This is a genomic window from Mesorhizobium sp. WSM4833 (assembly GCF_055811095.1).
On record NZ_JBVVQG010000012.1, the window covers coordinates 112681 to 130934 of the forward strand.

Annotated in this window: 17 protein-coding genes and 1 pseudogene; 3 read left to right on the top strand and 15 right to left on the bottom strand. The window is 63.6% G+C overall.

Annotated features, from left to right (window positions below; genetic code table 11):
• Positions 1–16: 16 nt before the first annotated feature.
• The 5 genes from AC0L2D_RS23530 to rplS all read right to left on the bottom strand — a co-directional run bounded on the left by AC0L2D_RS23530 (position 17) and on the right by rplS (position 3630).
• Positions 17–826: an amino acid ABC transporter permease gene (locus AC0L2D_RS23530; RefSeq protein WP_064992610.1), complete on the bottom strand. Its 810-nt coding sequence runs from the start codon at positions 824–826 to the stop codon at positions 17–19.
• Positions 827–1027: 201 nt separating this feature from the next.
• Entirely contained in the window at positions 1028–1825 is a 798-nt protein-coding gene (locus tag AC0L2D_RS23535; RefSeq protein ID WP_473542618.1) for a transporter substrate-binding domain-containing protein, read from the bottom strand.
• Positions 1826–2002: 177 nt separating this feature from the next.
• Complete coding sequence (locus AC0L2D_RS23540) at positions 2003–2512, bottom strand: MarR family winged helix-turn-helix transcriptional regulator (RefSeq protein WP_013528863.1); 510 nt, start codon at positions 2510–2512, stop codon at positions 2003–2005.
• On the bottom strand, positions 2509–2922 hold the full coding sequence (locus AC0L2D_RS23545; RefSeq protein ID WP_013528862.1) for an organic hydroperoxide resistance protein: 414 nt from the start codon (positions 2920–2922) through the stop codon (positions 2509–2511). The genes AC0L2D_RS23540 and AC0L2D_RS23545 overlap by 4 nt, the downstream gene beginning before the upstream one ends.
• Before the next feature lie 156 nt (positions 2923–3078).
• Positions 3079–3630 (bottom strand): 50S ribosomal protein L19, encoded by a 552-nt coding sequence (gene rplS / locus AC0L2D_RS23550; protein WP_013528861.1) that lies wholly within the window; start codon positions 3628–3630, stop codon positions 3079–3081.
• A 329-nt stretch (positions 3631–3959) separates the two neighbouring features.
• Here rplS and AC0L2D_RS23555 point away from each other — a divergent pair, with 329 nt between their 5' ends.
• Complete coding sequence (locus tag AC0L2D_RS23555) at positions 3960–4712, top strand: sulfite exporter TauE/SafE family protein (protein WP_027163293.1); 753 nt, start codon at positions 3960–3962, stop codon at positions 4710–4712.
• Here AC0L2D_RS23555 and trmD read toward each other — a convergent pair.
• Both trmD and rimM read right to left on the bottom strand, forming a co-directional pair.
• Positions 4694–5395: a tRNA (guanosine(37)-N1)-methyltransferase TrmD gene (trmD, locus tag AC0L2D_RS23560; protein WP_013528859.1), complete on the bottom strand. Its 702-nt coding sequence runs from the start codon at positions 5393–5395 to the stop codon at positions 4694–4696. The two genes, AC0L2D_RS23555 and trmD, sit on opposite strands and share 19 nt — an antisense overlap.
• The gene (gene rimM / locus AC0L2D_RS23565) at positions 5392–5991 is read right to left on the bottom strand and encodes a ribosome maturation factor RimM (RefSeq protein ID WP_013528858.1); all 600 of its coding nucleotides are present in this window, start codon (positions 5989–5991) and stop codon (positions 5392–5394) included. The genes trmD and rimM overlap by 4 nt, the downstream gene beginning before the upstream one ends.
• 97 nt (positions 5992–6088) lie before the next feature.
• On the opposite strand from rimM, the gene AC0L2D_RS23570 reads away from it, so the two are divergent.
• Positions 6089–7027, top strand: coding sequence for a tyrosine recombinase XerC (locus tag AC0L2D_RS23570; RefSeq protein ID WP_024504979.1), 939 nt, complete (start codon positions 6089–6091; stop codon positions 7025–7027).
• 230 nt (positions 7028–7257) lie between these two features.
• Positions 7258–8328, top strand: a complete 1071-nt coding sequence (locus AC0L2D_RS23575) for a TraB/GumN family protein (protein ID WP_027163290.1) — start codon at positions 7258–7260, stop codon at positions 8326–8328.
• A gap of 10 nt (positions 8329–8338) precedes the next feature.
• Here AC0L2D_RS23575 and AC0L2D_RS23580 read toward each other — a convergent pair whose 3' ends face one another.
• The 8 genes and pseudogenes from AC0L2D_RS23580 to AC0L2D_RS23615 form a co-directional block, all read right to left on the bottom strand.
• Positions 8339–9052 (bottom strand): DUF2867 domain-containing protein, encoded by a 714-nt coding sequence (locus AC0L2D_RS23580; RefSeq protein ID WP_473542622.1) that lies wholly within the window; start codon positions 9050–9052, stop codon positions 8339–8341.
• Positions 9053–9671: 619 nt separating this feature from the next.
• Positions 9672–11087 (bottom strand): annotated as a pseudogene (gene lpdA, locus AC0L2D_RS23585) (dihydrolipoyl dehydrogenase); the annotation flags it as partial.
• 76 nt (positions 11088–11163) lie between these two features.
• The gene (locus AC0L2D_RS23590) at positions 11164–11919 is read right to left on the bottom strand and encodes an SDR family oxidoreductase (protein WP_473542624.1); all 756 of its coding nucleotides are present in this window, start codon (positions 11917–11919) and stop codon (positions 11164–11166) included.
• The gene (locus tag AC0L2D_RS23595) at positions 11916–12434 is read right to left on the bottom strand and encodes a hypothetical protein (RefSeq protein WP_473542626.1); all 519 of its coding nucleotides are present in this window, start codon (positions 12432–12434) and stop codon (positions 11916–11918) included. The genes AC0L2D_RS23590 and AC0L2D_RS23595 overlap by 4 nt, the downstream gene beginning before the upstream one ends.
• A 59-nt stretch (positions 12435–12493) precedes the next feature.
• A complete protein-coding gene (odhB, locus tag AC0L2D_RS23600) occupies positions 12494–13774 on the bottom strand; it encodes a 2-oxoglutarate dehydrogenase complex dihydrolipoyllysine-residue succinyltransferase (RefSeq protein WP_127371212.1) in 1281 nt (426 codons plus the stop codon).
• A gap of 47 nt (positions 13775–13821) precedes the next feature.
• A complete protein-coding gene (locus AC0L2D_RS23605; RefSeq protein WP_027163286.1) occupies positions 13822–16809 on the bottom strand; it encodes a 2-oxoglutarate dehydrogenase E1 component in 2988 nt (995 codons plus the stop codon).
• A gap of 128 nt (positions 16810–16937) precedes the next feature.
• A complete protein-coding gene (sucD, locus tag AC0L2D_RS23610) occupies positions 16938–17840 on the bottom strand; it encodes a succinate--CoA ligase subunit alpha (RefSeq protein ID WP_013528849.1) in 903 nt (300 codons plus the stop codon).
• Between the two features lie 41 nt (positions 17841–17881).
• On the bottom strand, positions 17882–18253 hold the full coding sequence (locus tag AC0L2D_RS23615; protein ID WP_013528848.1) for a cupin domain-containing protein: 372 nt from the start codon (positions 18251–18253) through the stop codon (positions 17882–17884).
• Position 18254 lies beyond the last annotated feature (1 nt).

Genomic DNA, 18254 nt, shown 5'->3' on the forward strand with positions numbered 1-18254 from the left:
TGCCTTGGCCGAAAAACTATTCCTCGTGCTGGCGGCGCAGCCGCCGTTCCAGCGCCCTGAGCGCCAGCGACAGGCCGACGGTCAGGATGAGGTAGATGTAGGCTGTTATCGAATAGGTCTCGAAGAAGCGAAAGGAGCCGGCGGCGTAGACCTTGCCCATCTGCGTGATGTCGGCAACGCCGAGCACCGAGACCAGCGAGGAATCCTTGACCAGGGCGACGAAATCATTGCCGAGGGGCGGCAGGATGGTGCGGATCGCCTGTGGAAACACGATGAGCCGGAAACGCTGCGCGCGGGTCAGCCCGAGCGCCTTCGCCGCTTCGATCTGGCCCTTCTCCACCGCCTGGATGCCGGCCCGGAAAACCTCCGAGATGAAAGCCGAATAGCCGATGGTCAGCGCCATGATGGCGCGCCACAACAGCGACACGTCGCGCACCAAAAGCTCGCCGAACAGGCCGGCGCTTTGCAGCGGCGCGGTCAGCGCGTTCCAGGCCGCGACGAAGGCCGGCGCGCCGGCAAAGGCGATCCAGAACAACAGCACCAGGATCGGCACGCCGCGGATGATCTCGACATAGAAGCGCGCGATCTGGCGCAGCCAGCGCGAACCCGACATTCCCATCAGCGCAATGCCGAGACCGATGGCCGAAGCCAGCACGAAGGCGACAACGGTGACGAAGATGGTGACGCCGATACCCTTGGCGACCGTGGCGAACACCTGGGCATAGAGATTGCTGGTGGCGACGAAGACGGCCACCGCGATCGCGATGGTCACGGCCACGACGAGCCACCAGGGGAAGTCGGCTTTGGAGGAAGAGGCGGGAGGCATCAAAAGGATTGCGCCAAGGCAGCCCCCTCTGGCCTGCCGGCCATCTCCCCCTCAAGAGGGGAGATTGGCAGCTTCGTCGACGGCACTCTTTTTACAACTTTGGTGATTGGCGAAAGCGGAAAAAACAGCCAATCTCCCCTCTTGAGGGGGAGATGCCCGGCAGGGCAGAGGGGGGCGTTCAAGCGCGAAGTCAGTGCGAAATCACTGCCCCATCTTGTAATCAAGAAACCACTTCTTGTTCAGCGCATCGAACGTCCCGTCCGCCTTCAACGCCGCAATCGCCGCATTGACCGGCTTCACCAGGTCGGAACCCTTCGGGAAGATGAAGCCGAAATCCTCGGTGCCGAGCGGTCCGCCGATCAGCTTCAGCTTGCCCTCGGAGGCGTCGACATAGCCCTTCCCCGCGGTGCCGTCGGTCAAGACGACGTCAACGTCGCCGGATTTCAGTGCCTGCACCGTGGCGCCGAAGGTCTCGAACAGCTTGATGCGCGGGTTCTGCTCATCGCCGTCGAGCACGCTGTAGACGGCGGTGTAGAAGGGCGTGGTACCGGCCTGCGCGCCGATCAGCCCATCCTTGAAGGCGCCGAAGGTCTTGGCGTCGGTGAAACGGCTTTCATCGCCGCGCACCAGCATGAACTGTTCCGAGCGCATATAGGGGTCGGAGAAATCGACCTTCTCCTTGCGGTCGTCCTTGATGGTGATGCCGGTCATGCCGATGTTGTACTGGTTGTCGGAAACCGCCTGGATCATCGCGTCCCAGGATGTGTTCTGGTACTCGACGGCGAAATTCAGCCGCTTGGCGATCTCGTTCATCGCATCATATTCCCAGCCGATCTGCTTGCCGGTCTTGGCATCGATGAACTGCAGCGGCGGATAGGCGTTTTCGGTCACAACCACCACCTTTTTGCCGCCGAGGTCGGGCAGCGCCTGCGCAAAGGCGGCAACGGGTACCAGGACGAGGGCAAGCAGGCCTGCCAGCAGCAGTTTCGATTTGGTCATGACACACTCCCCGGAAATTGAAGGACCCGGGCACGGCCGGGCTTGTAGGAAAATCCGGCGCCGACTTTAGCTTTCCGCAAGCGTCATGCAAGACGGTCCGCTGCGTCAGCGCGCGCGAAAAGGGATTCCGATGCCTTCATTTCCGGGATTCAGGAATGAACGGTGTCGCGGCAGCGATCAGCTCCGCTTCACGATGCCGGCATCCGCCTTGCGCAAGCCGGAGACGAACCGCGTCAGCGTGCGGTGCAGGGATTTCAACTCGTCGGCATCCAGCGGCAGGTTGCAAAGCATCGCCGCCGGCACGCTTTTGGCCTGCTCACGCAACGCTTGTCCCTTCGCTGTCGGCTCGACCAGAACCCGGCGCTCGTCGGCGGGGTCGCGCCGGCGTGTGACCAGGCCACCGGCCTCCAGCCGCTTGAGCAGCGGCGTCAGCGTCGCCGAATCCAGCCCGAGCGCTTCGCCAAGCTCGCCGACCGTGCTTGGAGCCCGTTCCCAGAGCGCCAACATGGCCAGATATTGCGGATAGGTCAGGCCGAGCGGATCGAGCAGCGGGCGGTAGAGCTTCGTCATCAGCCCGCTTGCCGAATAGAGCGCGAAGCAGAGCTGTTGGTCGAGCCGCGGAACGTGAAACGTCCCGGTGGCCTCCGCCGGGACGTCCCTGGTGCTCTTTGTCGTCTTTTCCGTCATGCCGCCTTTACCGAAAGCGCTACGTCGACATTGCCCCTGATGGCGTTGGAATAGGGGCAGATCTTGTGCGCCTCCGATACAAGCGCTTCCGCCGCCGCCTGATCAAGGCCTTTCGTTTCCGCCGCGAGCGCGACGCCGAGCTTAAAGCCTTCGCCATCGGGAAGCAGGCTGACGGTGGAGGTTACCCCGGCATCCGTCAGCGACAGCTTCTGTTTGCGCGCGACAAAGCGGATGGCGCTTTCGAAGCAGGCGGCATAGCCGATAGCGAACAGTTGCTCGGGATTGGTGGCGCCCCCCGGCCCGCCGAGTTCCTTGGGCATTGCCAGATCGACCTTGAGCAGACCGTCGCTGGTCTCGCCATGGCCGGCGCGGCCGCCGGTGACGTGAGCCTGTGTGGTGTAGAGTGCCATATCAAATCTCCAATTACTTTGTGCGCGATTATTTAGTGCACAAAGTAATACGCCGTCAACAGCCGGATCCTGTGTCTGGCGCTGAAAGCGTTCACAGTCTGGTGAAACGAAAAAAGGCGGCCGAAGCCGCCTTTTTGAATGGGATTTCCGAAAACCTTATTCGGCAGGGGTCGCTTCTGCGGCGGCCTTGGCTGCTGCTTCGGCCTCGGCGGCGGCCTTCTTCTCGGCGGCGTCCTGGGCGGCCTTCTCGACGGCCAGGGCCTCGGCTGCTGCCACCTTCTCGGCCTCGATGCGGGCCTTCTCGGCGTTCAGCGCATCGCGCTCCTCATCGTTCAGCTTGCGGGCGCGCACGCCGGTGTTTTCAGAAATACGGGCCGATTTGCCGCGACGATCGCGCAGGTAGTAGAGCTTGGCGCGACGCACCTTGCCGCGGCGAACGATCTCGACGCCTTCAACCATCGGCGAGTAGACCGGGAACACGCGCTCGACACCTTCGCCGTAGGAAATCTTGCGAACCGTGAAGTTCTCCTGGAAGCCGGCGCCGGCGCGGGCGATGACGACGCCCTCATAGGCCTGGACGCGGGTGCGGGTGCCTTCGGTCACGCGGACCTGGACGCGCACGGTGTCGCCGGGCTGGAATTCGGGAAGCTTGCGCTTGGCTTCGATCTTGGCGGCCTGTTCGGCCTCGAGCTGACGGAGAATATCCATCTCAAAAGTCCACTTCTTGTTCTTCCGACAGTCAGAGCGTCCGACACTCGCCTTGCAGTTCCATTGACCGCTTGGCTATGCCTTTTGTCTCCAAGACATTTGTCTTTGAAACATCAGGCAGGGGCGACTACACCGTCATTGTTGACGGGTCCGGCAGATTCTTTCTGGCCGGTACGGGCGGGCACATACAGCTATTTCGCCGCTTTGTCACGCCTTGGGCGCGCATTTTCTGCTCGCATGGCACCATCGTAATCCTGCCGTGCCGGGTTGCGCCGGTCGTTCAGGCTTTCTAAAGCCTGAAATAACACAGTTTTGAGCGGCCGCAATTCATGTCTGTCTTCGATGCCATCCTGCTGTTTCTAGCGGGCTTTCTGTCAGGCGCCGCCAATGCGGTCGCCGGTGGCGGCACCTTCATCACCTTCGGCGCCATGACGTTGGTCGGCCTGCCGCCGATCGTTGCCAACGCCACCTCCTCGGTGACGCAATTTCCAGGCTACATCACCTCGACCCTCGCCTACTCGGCCGATATCAGGCACTTCTGGCGCGGCGCGCTGCTGCTGTGCCTGATCTCGGCCGTGGGCGCACTGGCCGGCGCTCTGATCCTTTTGGCGCTCGACAATCCCTCGTTTCGCGCTCTGGTGCCGTGGCTGCTGCTAGCCGCGACGGCCCTGTTCGCCGCCGGCCCCTGGCTGAAACCAGTGCCAAAGCCCGGCCATGAAGCGGCGGTGGGCTCGCTGGCCGGCTCGCTCGCACAATTTCTCACCGCCATCTATGGCGGCTTCTTCGGCGCCGGCATGGGCGTGATGATGCTGGCGACGCTCGGCCTCACCCAGGCCGGCGACTATCACCGGCTGAACGCGTTGAAGAACATGCTGGCCATGGTCATCGCCGCTGTCGCGATCGTCGTCTTCGTCTCGGGCGGCGTCGTCGCCTGGCCGCAGGCGATCATCATGATCCCGGGCGGCGCGCTCGGCGGCTATGCCGGCGTCTGGATCGCCAAGCGCGTGCCGCAAAACGCGGTGCGCGGCTTCGTCGTCGCCGTCGGCCTGTTTTTGGCCTTCTATTATTTTGCTAAGGGCTGAGCAGCGGCAAGCAGGTCCGGACGCCTCTCGGCTGTCAGTCTTTCTGACTCCGCCCGCCGCCAGGCGGCGATCTTCTTGTGATTGCCGGAAATCAGGACCTCGGGAATGTCACGGCCTTCGAACTCCTGCGGCCGCGTATAGTGCGGATGTTCGAGCAGGCCGTTTTCAAAACTCTCTTCCTCGCCCGACATCGCGTTGCCCATGACCCCGGGCAGCAGCCGCACCACCGCGTCGAGCAGCACAAGGGCGGCCGGCTCACCACCCGAGAGAATGAAATCGCCGATCGAGACTTCCTCCAATCCCCGCGCGTCGATCACCCGCTGGTCGACGCCTTCGAAGCGGCCGCACAGGATGACGGCGCCCGGCCCAGCGGCCAGCTCGCGCACACGCGCCTGGGTCAGCGGCTTGCCGCGCGGGCTCATCAGCAGCCGGGGCCGTGCATCGCCTTCCGGCGAAGCATGGTCGATGGCTTTCGCCAGCACGTCGGCGCGCATCACCATGCCGGCGCCGCCGCCGGCGGGCGTGTCGTCGACGGTGCGGTGGCGGTCGGTGGCGAAGTCGCGGATCTGGATCGTCTCCAGCGACCACGTCCCGGCCTCGAGCGCCCGGCCGGCCAACGACAGGCCGAGCGCGCCGGGAAACATCTCGGGGTAAAGCGTCAGCACCGAAGCGGAAAAACTCACCGGTTGCCCCCGGCATCGCTCGGTCCGCGCGGCCTGCCCTTCGGATCGAAGTCTTCCTCACGCGGACCACCGCCATCCTCGTCATCGACCAGCCCGGCCGCCGCCGGATCGACGCGGACGAAACCTTCGGCGATCGACACTTGCGGTACGGCAGCCTGTGTGAACGGGATCAGCACGCCCTTGCGCCCGCCCAGCGTCACGTCGAGAATGTCGCCGCCGCCGAAATTGTGCACCGCGACCACCTTGCCAAGCACGGCACCCGTGTCGTCGCGGACTTCGAGGCCGACGAGGTCGGCATGGTAGAATTCGTCTTCCTCGCCATCGTCCGGCAGCATCGAACGGTCGACGAACAGCTCCGTGCCGGCCAGCGCCTCGGCCGCATTGCGGTCGGCAATGCCCTTGAAACGGACCACGACGACGGTGTTGGCGGGCCTGATGTCGACGATCTGGAAGGCGCGCCCGTCCCTGGCGTAGAGCGGCCCGTAATCGGCCAGCGCCAGCGGCTCGCCGGTGAAGGTCTTCACCCGCAATTCGCCCTTGATGCCATGGGCGGCGCCGATCACGGCCATCTGGACAGGATTCTGGAGCTTGCTCATGGCGAAATATCCTTTGGCCTGCTCTAGCCCCACGCGGCTGTCATTTCAATGACGGGCTATTCACCGCTTCCTAACCCGAATATCCGAAAATGCCGCCATGCAGGAATTCCTCATCCCGGCCAAACCCGATCTCCAGGCGGCGCGCGAAAGCTGGCTGAAGATGCTGGCGCGAGAACGTCGGCTGTCGCCCGAGACGGTGGAAGCCTATGAGCGCGACACGCGTCAGTTCCTGCATTTCCTCACCGGCCATTGCGGCGGCTCGCCCGGCATTTCGGACATCGCCGATCTGCGCCCGGCGGATTTGCGCGGCTTCCTTGCCGCCCGCCGCAATGCCGGCGCCGGCGCCCGCACGCTGGGCCGGGGTCTCGCCGGCATTCGTTCGCTGCTGCGTTTCCTCGAGCGGCGCGGCCTCGCCAATGCGGCCGGTGCGGCGGCACTGCGCGCGCCGCGCCAGCCCAAATCGCTGCCCAAGCCGCTGACGGCGAGCGATGCCAAGCATATCGTTTCCATCGAAGGCCAACTGGCGGAGGAACCCTGGATCGCAGCCCGCAACGCCGCCGTGCTGACGCTGCTCTACGGCTCTGGCCTGCGCATTTCCGAGGCGCTCGGCCTGACCGGCGCCGATCTGGCGTCGGCGGCCGACACGGTGCTGCGCGTTGCCGGCAAGGGCGGCAAGACGCGCCTGGTGCCGGTGCTGCCGGTGGCGCTCAGGGCAATCGCCGAATATCGCCGGCTCTGCCCCTACCATCTCGACCCCAAGGGCCTGTTGTTTCGCGGCGCCCGCGGCGGCCCGCTCAACCCGGCCATCGTCCAGCGCGACATGGCCAAGCTGCGCTCGGCGCTCAACCTGCCCGATACCGCGACGCCGCATGCACTGCGCCATTCCTTCGCCACGCATCTGCTCGGCCGCGGCGGTGATTTGCGCACCATCCAGGAACTGCTCGGCCACGCCAGCCTGTCGACGACGCAAATCTACACCGGCGTCGACACCGCGAGGCTGCTCGAGATTTATGAGCAGGCGCATCCCAGGGCGTGAACGCCAGTAACGTTCACCATTTGGCCGAAAGCCTCCCCAACGTCGTCATCCCTGGGCGAAGCAGGAGCGAAGCTCCGTCGCGGAGACCCTGGGATGACGAAGAAATGGGCGTTTCCGCTAATCGTTGAAGCATGAGCCCCATCGACGTCAGTTGAGGGCGATAGCCAGTCCAAGACAATTTCTCAGCACAGGTTAACCGTTTTGCCGCTTTTCAGTCCTAGAAGAGGCCCATGAAACGCGTCATCGCCATCGCCGACCGTGCTGCTTCCGTGTCGCTGAAGCTGCTCGTCGCGCTCAATGTTCTGTTCTTCCTGTCGTTCCTCGCCGTGCTGCTGTTCGCGGCCGGCAAGGCGCATGCCGAAGTCCCGACCTGCACCGGTGCCGACATGCTGTCGGCCCTGCAGAAGAACGATCCGGCGACCTACCGCAAAATCGAAGCGGAAGCCGCCGCGACGCCGAACGGCAAGGGCCTGTTGTGGAAGCTGGAAAAGCCCGGCGAGAAGCCGTCCTTCCTGTTCGGCACCATGCATATGACCGACCCGCGCGTCACCACGCTGCCTCCCGAAGCGCAGAAAGCCTATGACGCCGCCGGCACCATCGTCATCGAAACCACCGACGTGCTCGACAAGCAGAAGATGATGGTCGCGATGCTCAAGGAGCCGGACCTGATGATGTTCACGGATTCGACGACGCTGGCGTCGCTGCTGTCGCCCGACGATGCGGCGGCCATGAACACCGCGCTCGACGCACGCGGCATTCCGCCGGCAACGGTTGCCAAGATGAAGCCGTGGATGCTCTCGGCCATGATGGCACTGCCGGCCTGCGAGCTGGCCCGTCAGTCAGGCGGCGCCCCGGTGCTCGATGTCAGGCTGGCGGAAGGCGCGAAGGCTTCCGGCAAGCCGGTGGAAGGATTGGAGACGGCTGAAGGCCAACTGCGCGCCATGGCCTCGCTGCCGCTGGCGTTTCACATGAAGGGCCTCGTCGACACGCTGAAGCTCGGCGACAAGGTCAACGACATCAACGAAACCATGATCGTGCTCTACCAGCGTGGCGACACCGGCATGTTCTGGCCGCTGTTTCGTGCGGCCATGCCGGACCAACAGGACGACCCCGCGGGCTATGCGGCGTTCGAGGAAACCATGATCACCAGCCGCAACAAGGTGATGGTCGAGCATGCCGAACCGATCCTTGCCAAAGGCAATGTCTTCATGGCGGTCGGCGCCCTCCACCTGCCCGGCCCCGAAGGCCTGGTCGAGGATTTCCGCAAGGCCGGTTACACCGTCACGCCTGTCGGACTTTAGTGACTTCAGCTTACTTCGCCAGGATCTGGGCCAGCATCGCCGGAACGACGATCCGGTGAAACGGCATGATGATCGCGAGATAGGCGCGCCCGAGCCAATTGTGCGTCTTGACGATCGTCGTCGCGGCCACCTCTTGCCGGCCGCTGCCAAGATCCCTGACTTCGACCAGAACACGGAAATCGAGATGCCGGTCGTCGAGGCCAAGCACAACCTTGCCGGGAAACTGGCTGATGAGCGGAAATATCCCGATCCGGCCCGACGGCAACACCGCAGTTTCCAAGCCCGTCTTCAGCCGGAACGGCCTGACGGCAAGATTGCGCAGCGCCATGAGCCTGCCGACCCAGGGCGGCGTTCGCCCCAGAGCGCGTTCGGCCGCGCCGAATGCGGTTAAGGAAAGGCCTTCAGTGACCAGCACATAGCGGTCTGCGAACTGGGCTCTGGCGAGAGCATCGCAGTGATTCGGGACAAGCTGAGCTGACGGATTCGTCACGGCAAAACCCTCTGATTCGACCTTAACAGACGCAAACTTGGCGCGCTGCGTGGCGAAACGACGCCACTCCGGCTGCGGAGGGCAGGATTGTCCTTGTTTTTGGCGTTTTCCAACCCTAGCGTGAAACCAGTTCAATGATTGCGCGTTGTATGGTGTTGATTGATATTTTTCATCCACGGAGGACACTTTTATGGCGAACACACCGAATCCAAACGACCCGTTCAATTCGTCCACCAACGCACCAAGGCCAAGTGGCGGCGGCGGTGGTAGCGGTTGGCTGATTGCACTGGTCGTCGTTATTCTGGCGGTTGTCGCGTATTATGTTTTCGGAAGAAGTGGTGAGCACCCGGCACCCGCCGAGCCGCCGGCGGCCAGCACACCGGCCCCAGCGCCTGCACCGGCGGAACCGATGAAGCCGGCTGAACCTGCGCCCGCGCCTGCTCCGGCACCTGCAGAACCGGCGCCTGCCCCGGCACCCGCGCCCGCACCGGCTCCTGCGCCGGCACCAGCCCCTGCGCCGGCACCTGCACCGGCCCAGTGATTGGCTCGATATCAGTTACGAACGGCCCGCTGAAAAGCGGGCCGTTTTGTTTTGTAGGGGCCGCCAGAAAGGCCTTTCCAGAAACTAGCTCCGGTGAGTCAGCTGGTGTGGTTTTCGAGAACCGGAGCGCAGCGGACATTTGGGTCCGTGAGCAGCGCATGACCCCGAAGATCAGTCCGATTTTCGGAGAGGATCATGCGCCAATCAAAAAGGGTCACAGCATCCTTTGAGCGTCCAGGAGGGACGCGCGGCGCTGTGAAAGCGGAGAAAACCTCGCCAGATGGCCGACGGAGTAGAGTTTATGAAAGGGCTTTAGATGTGGATCGGCTTGAAGAACGTCGCCAGCGCCGCCTCCTTGATCGCCTCCGACATCGTCGGGTGCGCATGGCAGGTGCGGGCGAGATCCTCCGACGAACCGCCGAACTCCATCAGCACCGCCGCCTCGTGGATCATCTCGCCGGCGCCAAAGCCGACGATATGGACGCCGAGCACACGGTCGCTTTGCTTGTCGGCGAGGATCTTCACAAAACCGTCCGTGTGCAGCATGGCGCGCGCCCGGCCATTGGCGCTGAACGGGAACTTTCCGATCTTGTAGTCGATGCCGGCCTTCTTCAATTCTTCCTCGGTCTTGCCGACCGAGGCGATTTCCGGGCTGGTGTAGACGACGCTCGGAATGACGTCATAGTTCACGTGGCCGGCCTGGCCGGCAATGGTTTCCGCTACCGCCAGGCCCTCATCCTCGGCCTTGTGCGCCAGCATCGGCCCGGCGATGACATCGCCGATGGCATAGATGCCCGGGATATTGGTCTTGAGATGGCCATCGGTCTTGACCCGGCCGCGCTCGTCGACCTCGACGCCGGCTTCCCCGAGCCCGAGGCTGTCGGCATAGGCGCGGCGGCCGGTGGCGATCAGCACGGCATCGGCCTCGATGGTCTCGGCGGCGCCGCCCTTGACCGGCTCGAAGGTGATGGTCGCACCCTTCTTGGCCTTGGCGACGCCGGTGACCTTGGCGCCGAGCTTGAACTCGAAGCCCTGTTTGCCCAGCAACCGCTGGAATTGCTTGGAGACCTCGCCGTCCATGCCGCCCAGGATAGTGTCGAGGAATTCGACCACGGTGACCTTGGCGCCGAGCCGCGCCCACACCGAGCCGAGCTCGAGCCCGATGACACCGCCGCCGACCACCACCAGATGGCCGGGAACCTTATCCAGCGACAGCGCGCCGGTCGACGACACGATCACCTTCTCGTCGATGTCGACCTTGACGCCGGGAATGCCGGCGACATCCGAGCCGGTGGCGATGACGATGTTCTTGGTCTCGATCTCCTCGACCTTGCCGTCCTCGGAGGTGACCGACACCTTGCCGGCGGCGAGCACCTTGCCGGTGCCGCGGAAACTGTCGATCTTGTTCTTCTTGAACAGGAAGGCGACGCCGTTGACGTTCGACGACACCGTCGCATCCTTGTGCGCCATCATCTTCTTCAGGTTCAATTTCGGCGCCGATATCTCGACGCCGAGCGTGTCGAAGGAGTGGCCGGCCTCGGCGAACATCTCGGAGGCATGGAGCAGCGCCTTGGACGGGATGCAGCCGATGTTCAGGCAGGTGCCGCCGAAGGTCGCGTTCTTCTCGACCACCGCAACCCTGAGCCCGAGCTGCGCCGCCTTGATGGCGCAGACATAGCCGCCGGGTCCCGATCCGATGATAACGACGTCATAAGCCATGATACTGTCCTTCTGTTTTGAGCATGATGCCGAAAAGTGTGACGCGGTTTTCGGATAACATCATGCTCGATCTGCTTGAGAGCGCTCAGCGGCCGCCGCTTACATTCAGGATCGCGCCCGTCGTATAGGACGCGGCGTCGGAGAGAAGATAGAGAACCGCGCCCGCGACTTCATCCACTGTACCGGCTCTTTTCATCGGCAGCAGATCGCGGAACCGCTCCACCCGGTCCGGCTGCCCGCCGGAGGCGTGGATGTCCGTGTCGATGATGCCCGGCCGCACCGCATTGACGCGGATGCCTTCTAGCGCCACCTCACGGGCGAGCCCGACGGTGAAGGTGTCGATGGCGCCCTTGGAGGCGGCATAATCGACATATTCGCCCGGCGAGCCCAATGTCGCCGCGGCCGACGAGATGTTGACGATGGATCCGCCCGACCCGCCATGACGGGTCGACATGCGCTTCACCGCCTCGCGGGCGCAGAGGAACGAGCCGACGACATTGATGCGCATCATGCGCTCTAGCCGCGAAACATCCATCTCGTCGACGCGCGCCTTGACCTCGACGATGCCGGCATTGTTGACGAAGGCATCGAGCCGTCCATAGGCGCGGTCGACGGCCTCGAACATGGCCACGATATCGGACTCCTTGCCGACATCGCCCTTGACCGCGAAAGCCTCGCCGCCGGCGGCCTCGATCTCGGCGACCAGCGCCTTGGCGGCCTCCTGGTTCGAAGTGTAGTTGACCGCGACCCGGTAGCCGGCCTTCGATCCGAGCCGGCAGATCGCGGCGCCGATGCCGCGGCTGCCGCCGGTGACCAGCAGCACCTTTTGCGTCCCGCTCATTCCTGGCATCCCTTCAAGGCAAACACATCCCACGGCACTTTCGAAAATCCGCTGCCGCCATAGGCGCTGGATTGGCGCAACGCCGGCCCGAGGTCCGGCAGGATCAGCGTCTTCGGCGCTTCGACGCCTTCAGCCGGCAGCAGTCCGATGTTGCCCTTTTCATCCGCCGTGTAGATGACGCCATGCCAGGGCGTGCAGGCGGCAAGCTCCTCGCCGGTGACGTCGCCCTCGGGGCATTTGTGCATCAGCGCACCGTTCGGCCGCGATACGCCTTCATTCCACATGACGATGCCATTCAGCACCACATTGTTGTCGAGGATCATGCGGAACGTGTTGGTGACGGTAGCCGAGGTGCCGGTCGGCGTGAAATCGATCTCGCTGCCGCTCTGGGCGTCGCCATAGACAGCGAGTTCTATCGGGCAGGCGGCATGGGCGCCGGCAGCGGCCAGCACCATGCCGGCCGCGATCGATGCGATCGAAAGCACCTTGGAAAGGCTAAGGGAACGGGTCGTCATTCTGCCGCGCAGATCCCTTCCTCCGGCACACATTCCAACAGCCGGACCAGCACCAGACCTCAGAGATCAAGCACCAGCCGTTCCGGATCCTCCAGGCTTTCCTTGACGCGCACCAGGAACGTCACCGCTTCCTTGCCGTCGACGATGCGGTGATCGTAGCTGAGCGCCAGGTACATCATCGGCCGGATGACGATCTGGCCGCCGACCACGACAGGCCGGTCCTGGATCTTGTGCATGCCGAGAATGCCCGACTGCGGCGCGTTGAGGATCGGGGTCGACATCAGCGACCCGTAAACGCCGCCGTTCGAAATCGTAAACGTGCCGCCCTGCATGTCGGCGACCGACAGCTTGCCGTCGCGCGCGGCGATGCCCAGCCGGCCGATGTCCTTCTCGATCTCGGCGATCGACATCTGGTCGGCATCGCGCACCACCGGCACGACAAGGCCCTTTTCGGTGCCGACGGCGACGCCGATATGGGCATAGTTCTTGAAGATGATGTCGGTGCCGTCGATCTCGGCATTGACCGAGGGGATTTCCTTCAGGGCGTGGGTGACGGCTTTGGTGAAGAAGCCCATGAAGCCGAGCTTCACGCCGTGCTTCTTTTCGAACACGTCCTTGTACTTGGTGCGCAGCGCCATCACCGCTGACATGTCGACCTCGTTGAAGGTGGTCAGCATGGCTGCGGTCGACTGCGCTTCCTTGAGGCGGCGCGCGATGGTCTGGCGCAGCTTGGTCATGCGCACGCGCTCCTCGCGCGATGCATCGTCGCCCGAGGACGGCGCCCGCACGGCAACCGGTGCCGGTGCTGCTTTCGGCGTCTCGGCCGGCTGCGACGGCGCGCCCTTGGAGATGGCGTCGAGCACGTCACCTTTCAGCACCTGGCCGCGCTTTCCCGAACCGGAGATCTGGTCGACCGAGAGATTGCTTTCGGCGATCAGTTTCGCCGCGGCCGGTGCCGGCGGCATGGTGCGCGGTTCGACCGGGCCGGCATCGCCGGCGATCTTGGCGGTCTCGGCCGCGGCCTGCTTGCCGGTCGATGCCGCATCCGGCGACGAGGCCTGCGACACCGCTTGCGGCTTGGTCGCCGGCGCGGCGGCCGCGCCGCCTGCCGAAATCGACCCCAGCAGCGCGCCGACACCGACCGTCTCGCCTTCCTTGACGGTGATCTCACCCAGAGTGCCAGCGGCGGCGGCAGGCACCTCCACCGTCACCTTGTCGGTCTCGAGCTCGACCAGCGGTTCATCGGCGGCGATTGTATCGCCAACCTTCTTGAACCATTTGCCGACGGTCGCTTCAGTGACGGATTCGCCGAGAGTGGGAACGCGGATTTCGGTAGCCATTGTGCCTGTCCGTTTTCTTTCGGTTCTGTTGTGCGCCCAGATCTTCTCTATTCACCAAGCGCGTCTTCGAGCAAGGCGGCGAGCTGGGCGAGATGCTTCGACATCAGTCCGGTCGCCGGCGAGGCGGCGGCCGGACGGCCGGTGTAGCGCACCCGCTGATGCTTGGCGTCGATATGCGCCAGCACCCATTCCAGATACGGGTCGATGAACGACCAGGCGCCCATGTTCTTGGGCTCCTCCTGGCACCACACCATCTCGGCATTGCGGAACCGCGACAGTTCGGTGATCAGTGCCTTGGCCGGGAACGGGTAAAGCTGCTCGACGCGCAGCAGATAGATGTCGTTGATGCCGCGCTTTTCGCGCTCCTCATAGAGGTCGTAATAGACCTTGCCCGAACACAGCACGACGCGGCGGATCTTGGAATCCTTGACCAGCTTGATCGCTTGTCCGGAAAGCAGCTGCGCATCGTCCCACAGCAACCGGTGGAACGAGCTTTCGCCCGAAATTTCCGGCAGCGTCGACACCGCCCGCTTGTGGCGCAGCAGCGACTTCGGCGTCATCAGAATCAGCGGCTTGCGGAAGTCGCGCTTCAGCTGCCGGCGCAATATGTGGAAGTAGTTGGCCGGCGTGGTGCAGTTGGCGACTTGCATGTTGTCTTCGGCGCAAAGCTGCAGGAAGCGTTCGAGCCGGGCCGAGGAATGTTCCGGACCCTGGCCTTCATAGCCATGCGGCAACAGGCAGACGAGGCCCGACATTCTGAGCCACTTGCGTTCGCCTGACGAGATGAACTGGTCGAACACCACCTGGGCGCCGTTGGCGAAGTCGCCGAACTGCGCTTCCCACAGGGTCAGCGCCTTGGGCTCGGCCAGGCTGTAGCCATATTCGAAGCCCAGCACCGCCTCTTCCGACAGCATCGAGTTGATGACTTCGTAACCGGCCTGTGCGGCCGACAGATTGTTGAGCGGGATGTAGCGGGTCTCGTCGCGCTGGTCGTAGAGCACGGAATGGCGCTGCGAGAAGGTGCCGCGTTCGGAATCCTGCCCCGACAGGCGGATCGGATTGCCATCGAGCAGGATGGCGCCGAAGGCCAGCGCCTCGGCCGTCGACCAGTCGATGCCTTCGCCGGACTCGATCGCCTGGCGGCGGTTTTCGAGGAAACGGATGATCGTCTTGTGCGCCTCGAAGTCCTTCGGCACCTCGGTCAGCTTCCTGCCGATTTCCTTCAGTGTCTTGACCGGCACGGCGGTCTTGCCGCGCCGCTGTTCGTCCTGGTTGTCGGCGGTGCGCAGGCCCGACCAGGCGCCGTCGAGCCAGTCAGCCTTGTTGGGCTTGTAGTGCTGGCCGACTTCCCATTCGGATTCCAGATGCGCCCGCCAGTCGGCTTTCAACTGGTCGAGCTCGGCCTGGGTGAGGTGACCCTCGGCGATCAGCCGGTCGCCATAGATCTGCACCGTCGTCTTGTGGTTGCGGATGTTGCGGTACATGATCGGCTGGGTGAAGGCCGGTTCGTCGCCCTCATTGTGGCCGAAGCGGCGATAGCAGAACATATCGACCACAACAGGCTTGAAGAACTTCATGCGAAACTCGATCGCCACCTTGGTGGCGTGCACCACGGCTTCCGGGTCGTCGCCATTGACGTGGAAGATCGGTGCTTCGATCATCTTGGCGACGTCGGACGGATAGGGCGAGGAGCGCGAAAAGCGCGGGTTGGTGGTGAAACCAATCTGGTTGTTGATGATGAAATGCAGCGTGCCAGCGACGCGGTGGCCGCGCAGACCGGACAGGCCGAGGATCTCGGCGATCACGCCCTGACCGGCGAAGGCGGCATCGCCATGCAGCAAGAGCGGCAGCACCTTGGCGCGCTCTTCCAGCGGCACGATTTCCTCGCGGCTGCGGCCGAACAGATAATCCTGCTTGGCGCGCGCCTTGCCCATCACCACCGGATCGACGATTTCCAGATGCGAGGGGTTGGCGGTCAAGGACAGATGCACCTTGTTGCCGTCGAATTCGCGGTCCGACGAGGCGCCTAGATGGTACTTGACGTCGCCCGAGCCTTCGACCTCATCGGGTGCCGCAGAGCCGCCCTTGAACTCGTGGAAGATGGCGCGGTGGGGCTTGGCCATCACCTGGGAGAGCACGTTCAGCCGGCCGCGATGCGCCATGCCGAGCACGATTTCCTTCATGCCGAGCTGGCCGCCGCGCTTGACGATCTGCTCCAGCGCCGGGATCAGCGCCTCACTGCCATCGAGGCCGAAGCGCTTGGTGCCCTTGTACTTGACGTCGATGAACTGCTCGAAGCCTTCAGCCTCGACCAGCTTCTGCAGGATCGCCTTCTTGCCGGCGGCGGTGAAGGTGATCTCCTTGTCGGCACCCTCGATGCGCGCCTGGATCCAGGCCTTTTCCTCAGGGTCGGAAATATGCATGAACTCGACGCCGAGCGTGGAGCAATAGGTGCGGGTCAGGATTTCCAGCATCTGCCGGATGCTGCCGAATTCAAGCCCCAGCACATTGTCGAGGAAGATCGGCCGGTCGTAATCGGCTTCGGTGAAGCCGTAGTTTTCCGGCGACAGCTCGTTGTAGTCCTCGAGCGGCTTGGCGATGCCGAGCGGATCGAGATTGGCGTGCAGATGGCCGCGCATGCGGTAGGCGCGGATCATCATGATGGCGCGCACCGAATCGCGCGTCGCCTGGTGCACGTCGGCGTCGGACAAGACGACGCCATTGGTGACCGCCTTGTCCTTGACCTTCTTTTCGATCGTCTTCTCGACGATGCCCCAATTGCCGTCGAGCGCCGACACCAATTCGCCATTGGCCTGCAGCGGCCAGGAGGGCTTGGCCCAGGAGGCGCCCTTGGCGTTCCTGCGCACATCGCCGGAATCGTCTTTCAGCCCGGCGAAGAACTCCTGCCATTCGGGATTGACCGAGGCTGGATCGTCCTCATAGGCGGCATAAAGCGCGTCGATGTAATCGGCATTGCCGCCATAGAGGAAAGAGGTGAGAGAAAATTGGTCGTTGGCCTGATCTTGTCTTGCCATTTTTGTCCGCGGAGCCCGGCTCCGTCTCCTGTTTTTGGAGGGGAGTAGGGAAATAAGGGAATAGGGGAGTAGGGCTTTTTGCCGCTGCTATTTTCCCTACTGCCCTACTCCCTTACTCCCCTATTCCCTTACCCTTTGATCGCTTCGACCAAGGTCGTGCCCAGCCTTGCCGGCGACGGCGAAACTTTTATCCCGGCCGATTCCATTGCCGCGATCTTGTCTTCGGCGCCGCCCTTGCCGCCGGAGATGACCGCGCCGGCGTGGCCCATGGTGCGGCCGGCCGGCGCCGTGCGCCCGGCGATGAAGCCGGCCATCGGCTTCTTGCGGCCACGCTTGGCTTCGTCCTTGAGGAACTGCGCGGCGTCTTCCTCGGCCGAACCGCCGATCTCGCCGATCATGATGATCGACTTGGTCTCCTCGTCGGCGAGGAACATCTCGAGCATGTCGATGAACTCGGTGCCTTTGACGGGGTCGCCGCCAATGCCGACGGCGGTGGTCTGGCCGAGGCCGACATTGGTGGTCTGGAACACTGCCTCATAGGTAAGCGTTCCCGACCGCGAAACAACGCCGACCGAGCCCTTGCGGAAGATGTTTCCGGGCATGATGCCGATCTTGCATTCGTTGGGCGTCAGCACGCCCGGGCAGTTCGGGCCGATCAGCCGCGAGGTCGAACGGTCGAGCCTGGCCTTGACCCTGATCATGTCCATCACCGGTATGCCTTCGGTGATGCAGATGATCAGCGGGATCTCGGCCTCGATCGCTTCGAGGATGGCTTCGGCGGCGCCTGCCGGCGGCACATAGACGACGGACGCATTGGCACCGGTCTTTTCCTTGCCCTCGGCGACGGTGGCGAAGATCGGCAGGCTTTCGCCCTTCGCGCCGGTCCACGTCTCGCCACCCTTCTTGGGATGGATGCCGCCGACCATTTTCGTGCCGTGATAGGCCAGCGCCTGTTCGGTGTGGAACGTGCCGGTCTTGCCGGTCAGGCCCTGCACCAGCACCTTGGTGTTCTTGTCGACGAGGATGGACATGGGAGCCCTTTTCTAAAAACCGTTGATCGAGGAAAACATGGTCAGAGCCGCTTCAAGTCGGCGACGGTGAGGTCGCTCTTGGCGTTGCCGGTGTTGAGCGTCGTTGCCGGCTCGAACATCAGCACCACGGGCTCAACGGTGAGCGAGCGCGGCCGGTGTTCGACGCCGCGCGGCACGACGATGAAATCGCCCTCGCCGAGTTCGACCGGGCCGTCGCGGAAATCGATGGCAATACGCCCACGCAGCACGAGGAAGGCTTCGTCCTCATTGTCATGCGCGTGCCAATCGAAGACCTCGCCGAACTTGGCGACCTTCGCCTGGCTGTCGTTGACGTCGCCGGCGATATGCGGATCGAAGACCTTCTTGATCTTTTGATCCGCAGCCTCGACCAGGTTTATCTTATGCGGAGGCACC

Bases quoted from the DNA above. Each gene is read 5' to 3' on its own strand.
- AC0L2D_RS23530 (WP_064992610.1), bottom strand. From the start codon at position 826: ATGCCTCCCGCCTCTTCCTCCAAAGCCGACTTCCCCTGGTGGCTCGTC.
- AC0L2D_RS23535 (WP_473542618.1), bottom strand. From the start codon at position 1,825: ATGACCAAATCGAAACTGCTGCTGGCAGGCCTGCTTGCCCTCGTCCTG.
- AC0L2D_RS23540 (WP_013528863.1), bottom strand. From the start codon at position 2,512: ATGACGGAAAAGACGACAAAGAGCACCAGGGACGTCCCGGCGGAGGCC.
- AC0L2D_RS23545 (WP_013528862.1), bottom strand. From the start codon at position 2,922: ATGGCACTCTACACCACACAGGCTCACGTCACCGGCGGCCGCGCCGGC.
- rplS (WP_013528861.1), bottom strand. From the start codon at position 3,630: ATGGATATTCTCCGTCAGCTCGAGGCCGAACAGGCCGCCAAGATCGAA.
- AC0L2D_RS23555 (WP_027163293.1), top strand. From the start codon at position 3,960: ATGTCTGTCTTCGATGCCATCCTGCTGTTTCTAGCGGGCTTTCTGTCA.
- rimM (WP_013528858.1), bottom strand. From the start codon at position 5,991: ATGAGCAAGCTCCAGAATCCTGTCCAGATGGCCGTGATCGGCGCCGCC.
- AC0L2D_RS23570 (WP_024504979.1), top strand. From the start codon at position 6,089: ATGCAGGAATTCCTCATCCCGGCCAAACCCGATCTCCAGGCGGCGCGC.
- AC0L2D_RS23575 (WP_027163290.1), top strand. From the start codon at position 7,258: ATGAAACGCGTCATCGCCATCGCCGACCGTGCTGCTTCCGTGTCGCTG.
- AC0L2D_RS23590 (WP_473542624.1), bottom strand. From the start codon at position 11,919: ATGAGCGGGACGCAAAAGGTGCTGCTGGTCACCGGCGGCAGCCGCGGC.
- AC0L2D_RS23595 (WP_473542626.1), bottom strand. From the start codon at position 12,434: ATGACGACCCGTTCCCTTAGCCTTTCCAAGGTGCTTTCGATCGCATCG.
- odhB (WP_127371212.1), bottom strand. From the start codon at position 13,774: ATGGCTACCGAAATCCGCGTTCCCACTCTCGGCGAATCCGTCACTGAA.
- AC0L2D_RS23605 (WP_027163286.1), bottom strand. From the start codon at position 16,809: ATGGCAAGACAAGATCAGGCCAACGACCAATTTTCTCTCACCTCTTTC.
- sucD (WP_013528849.1), bottom strand. From the start codon at position 17,840: ATGTCCATCCTCGTCGACAAGAACACCAAGGTGCTGGTGCAGGGCCTG.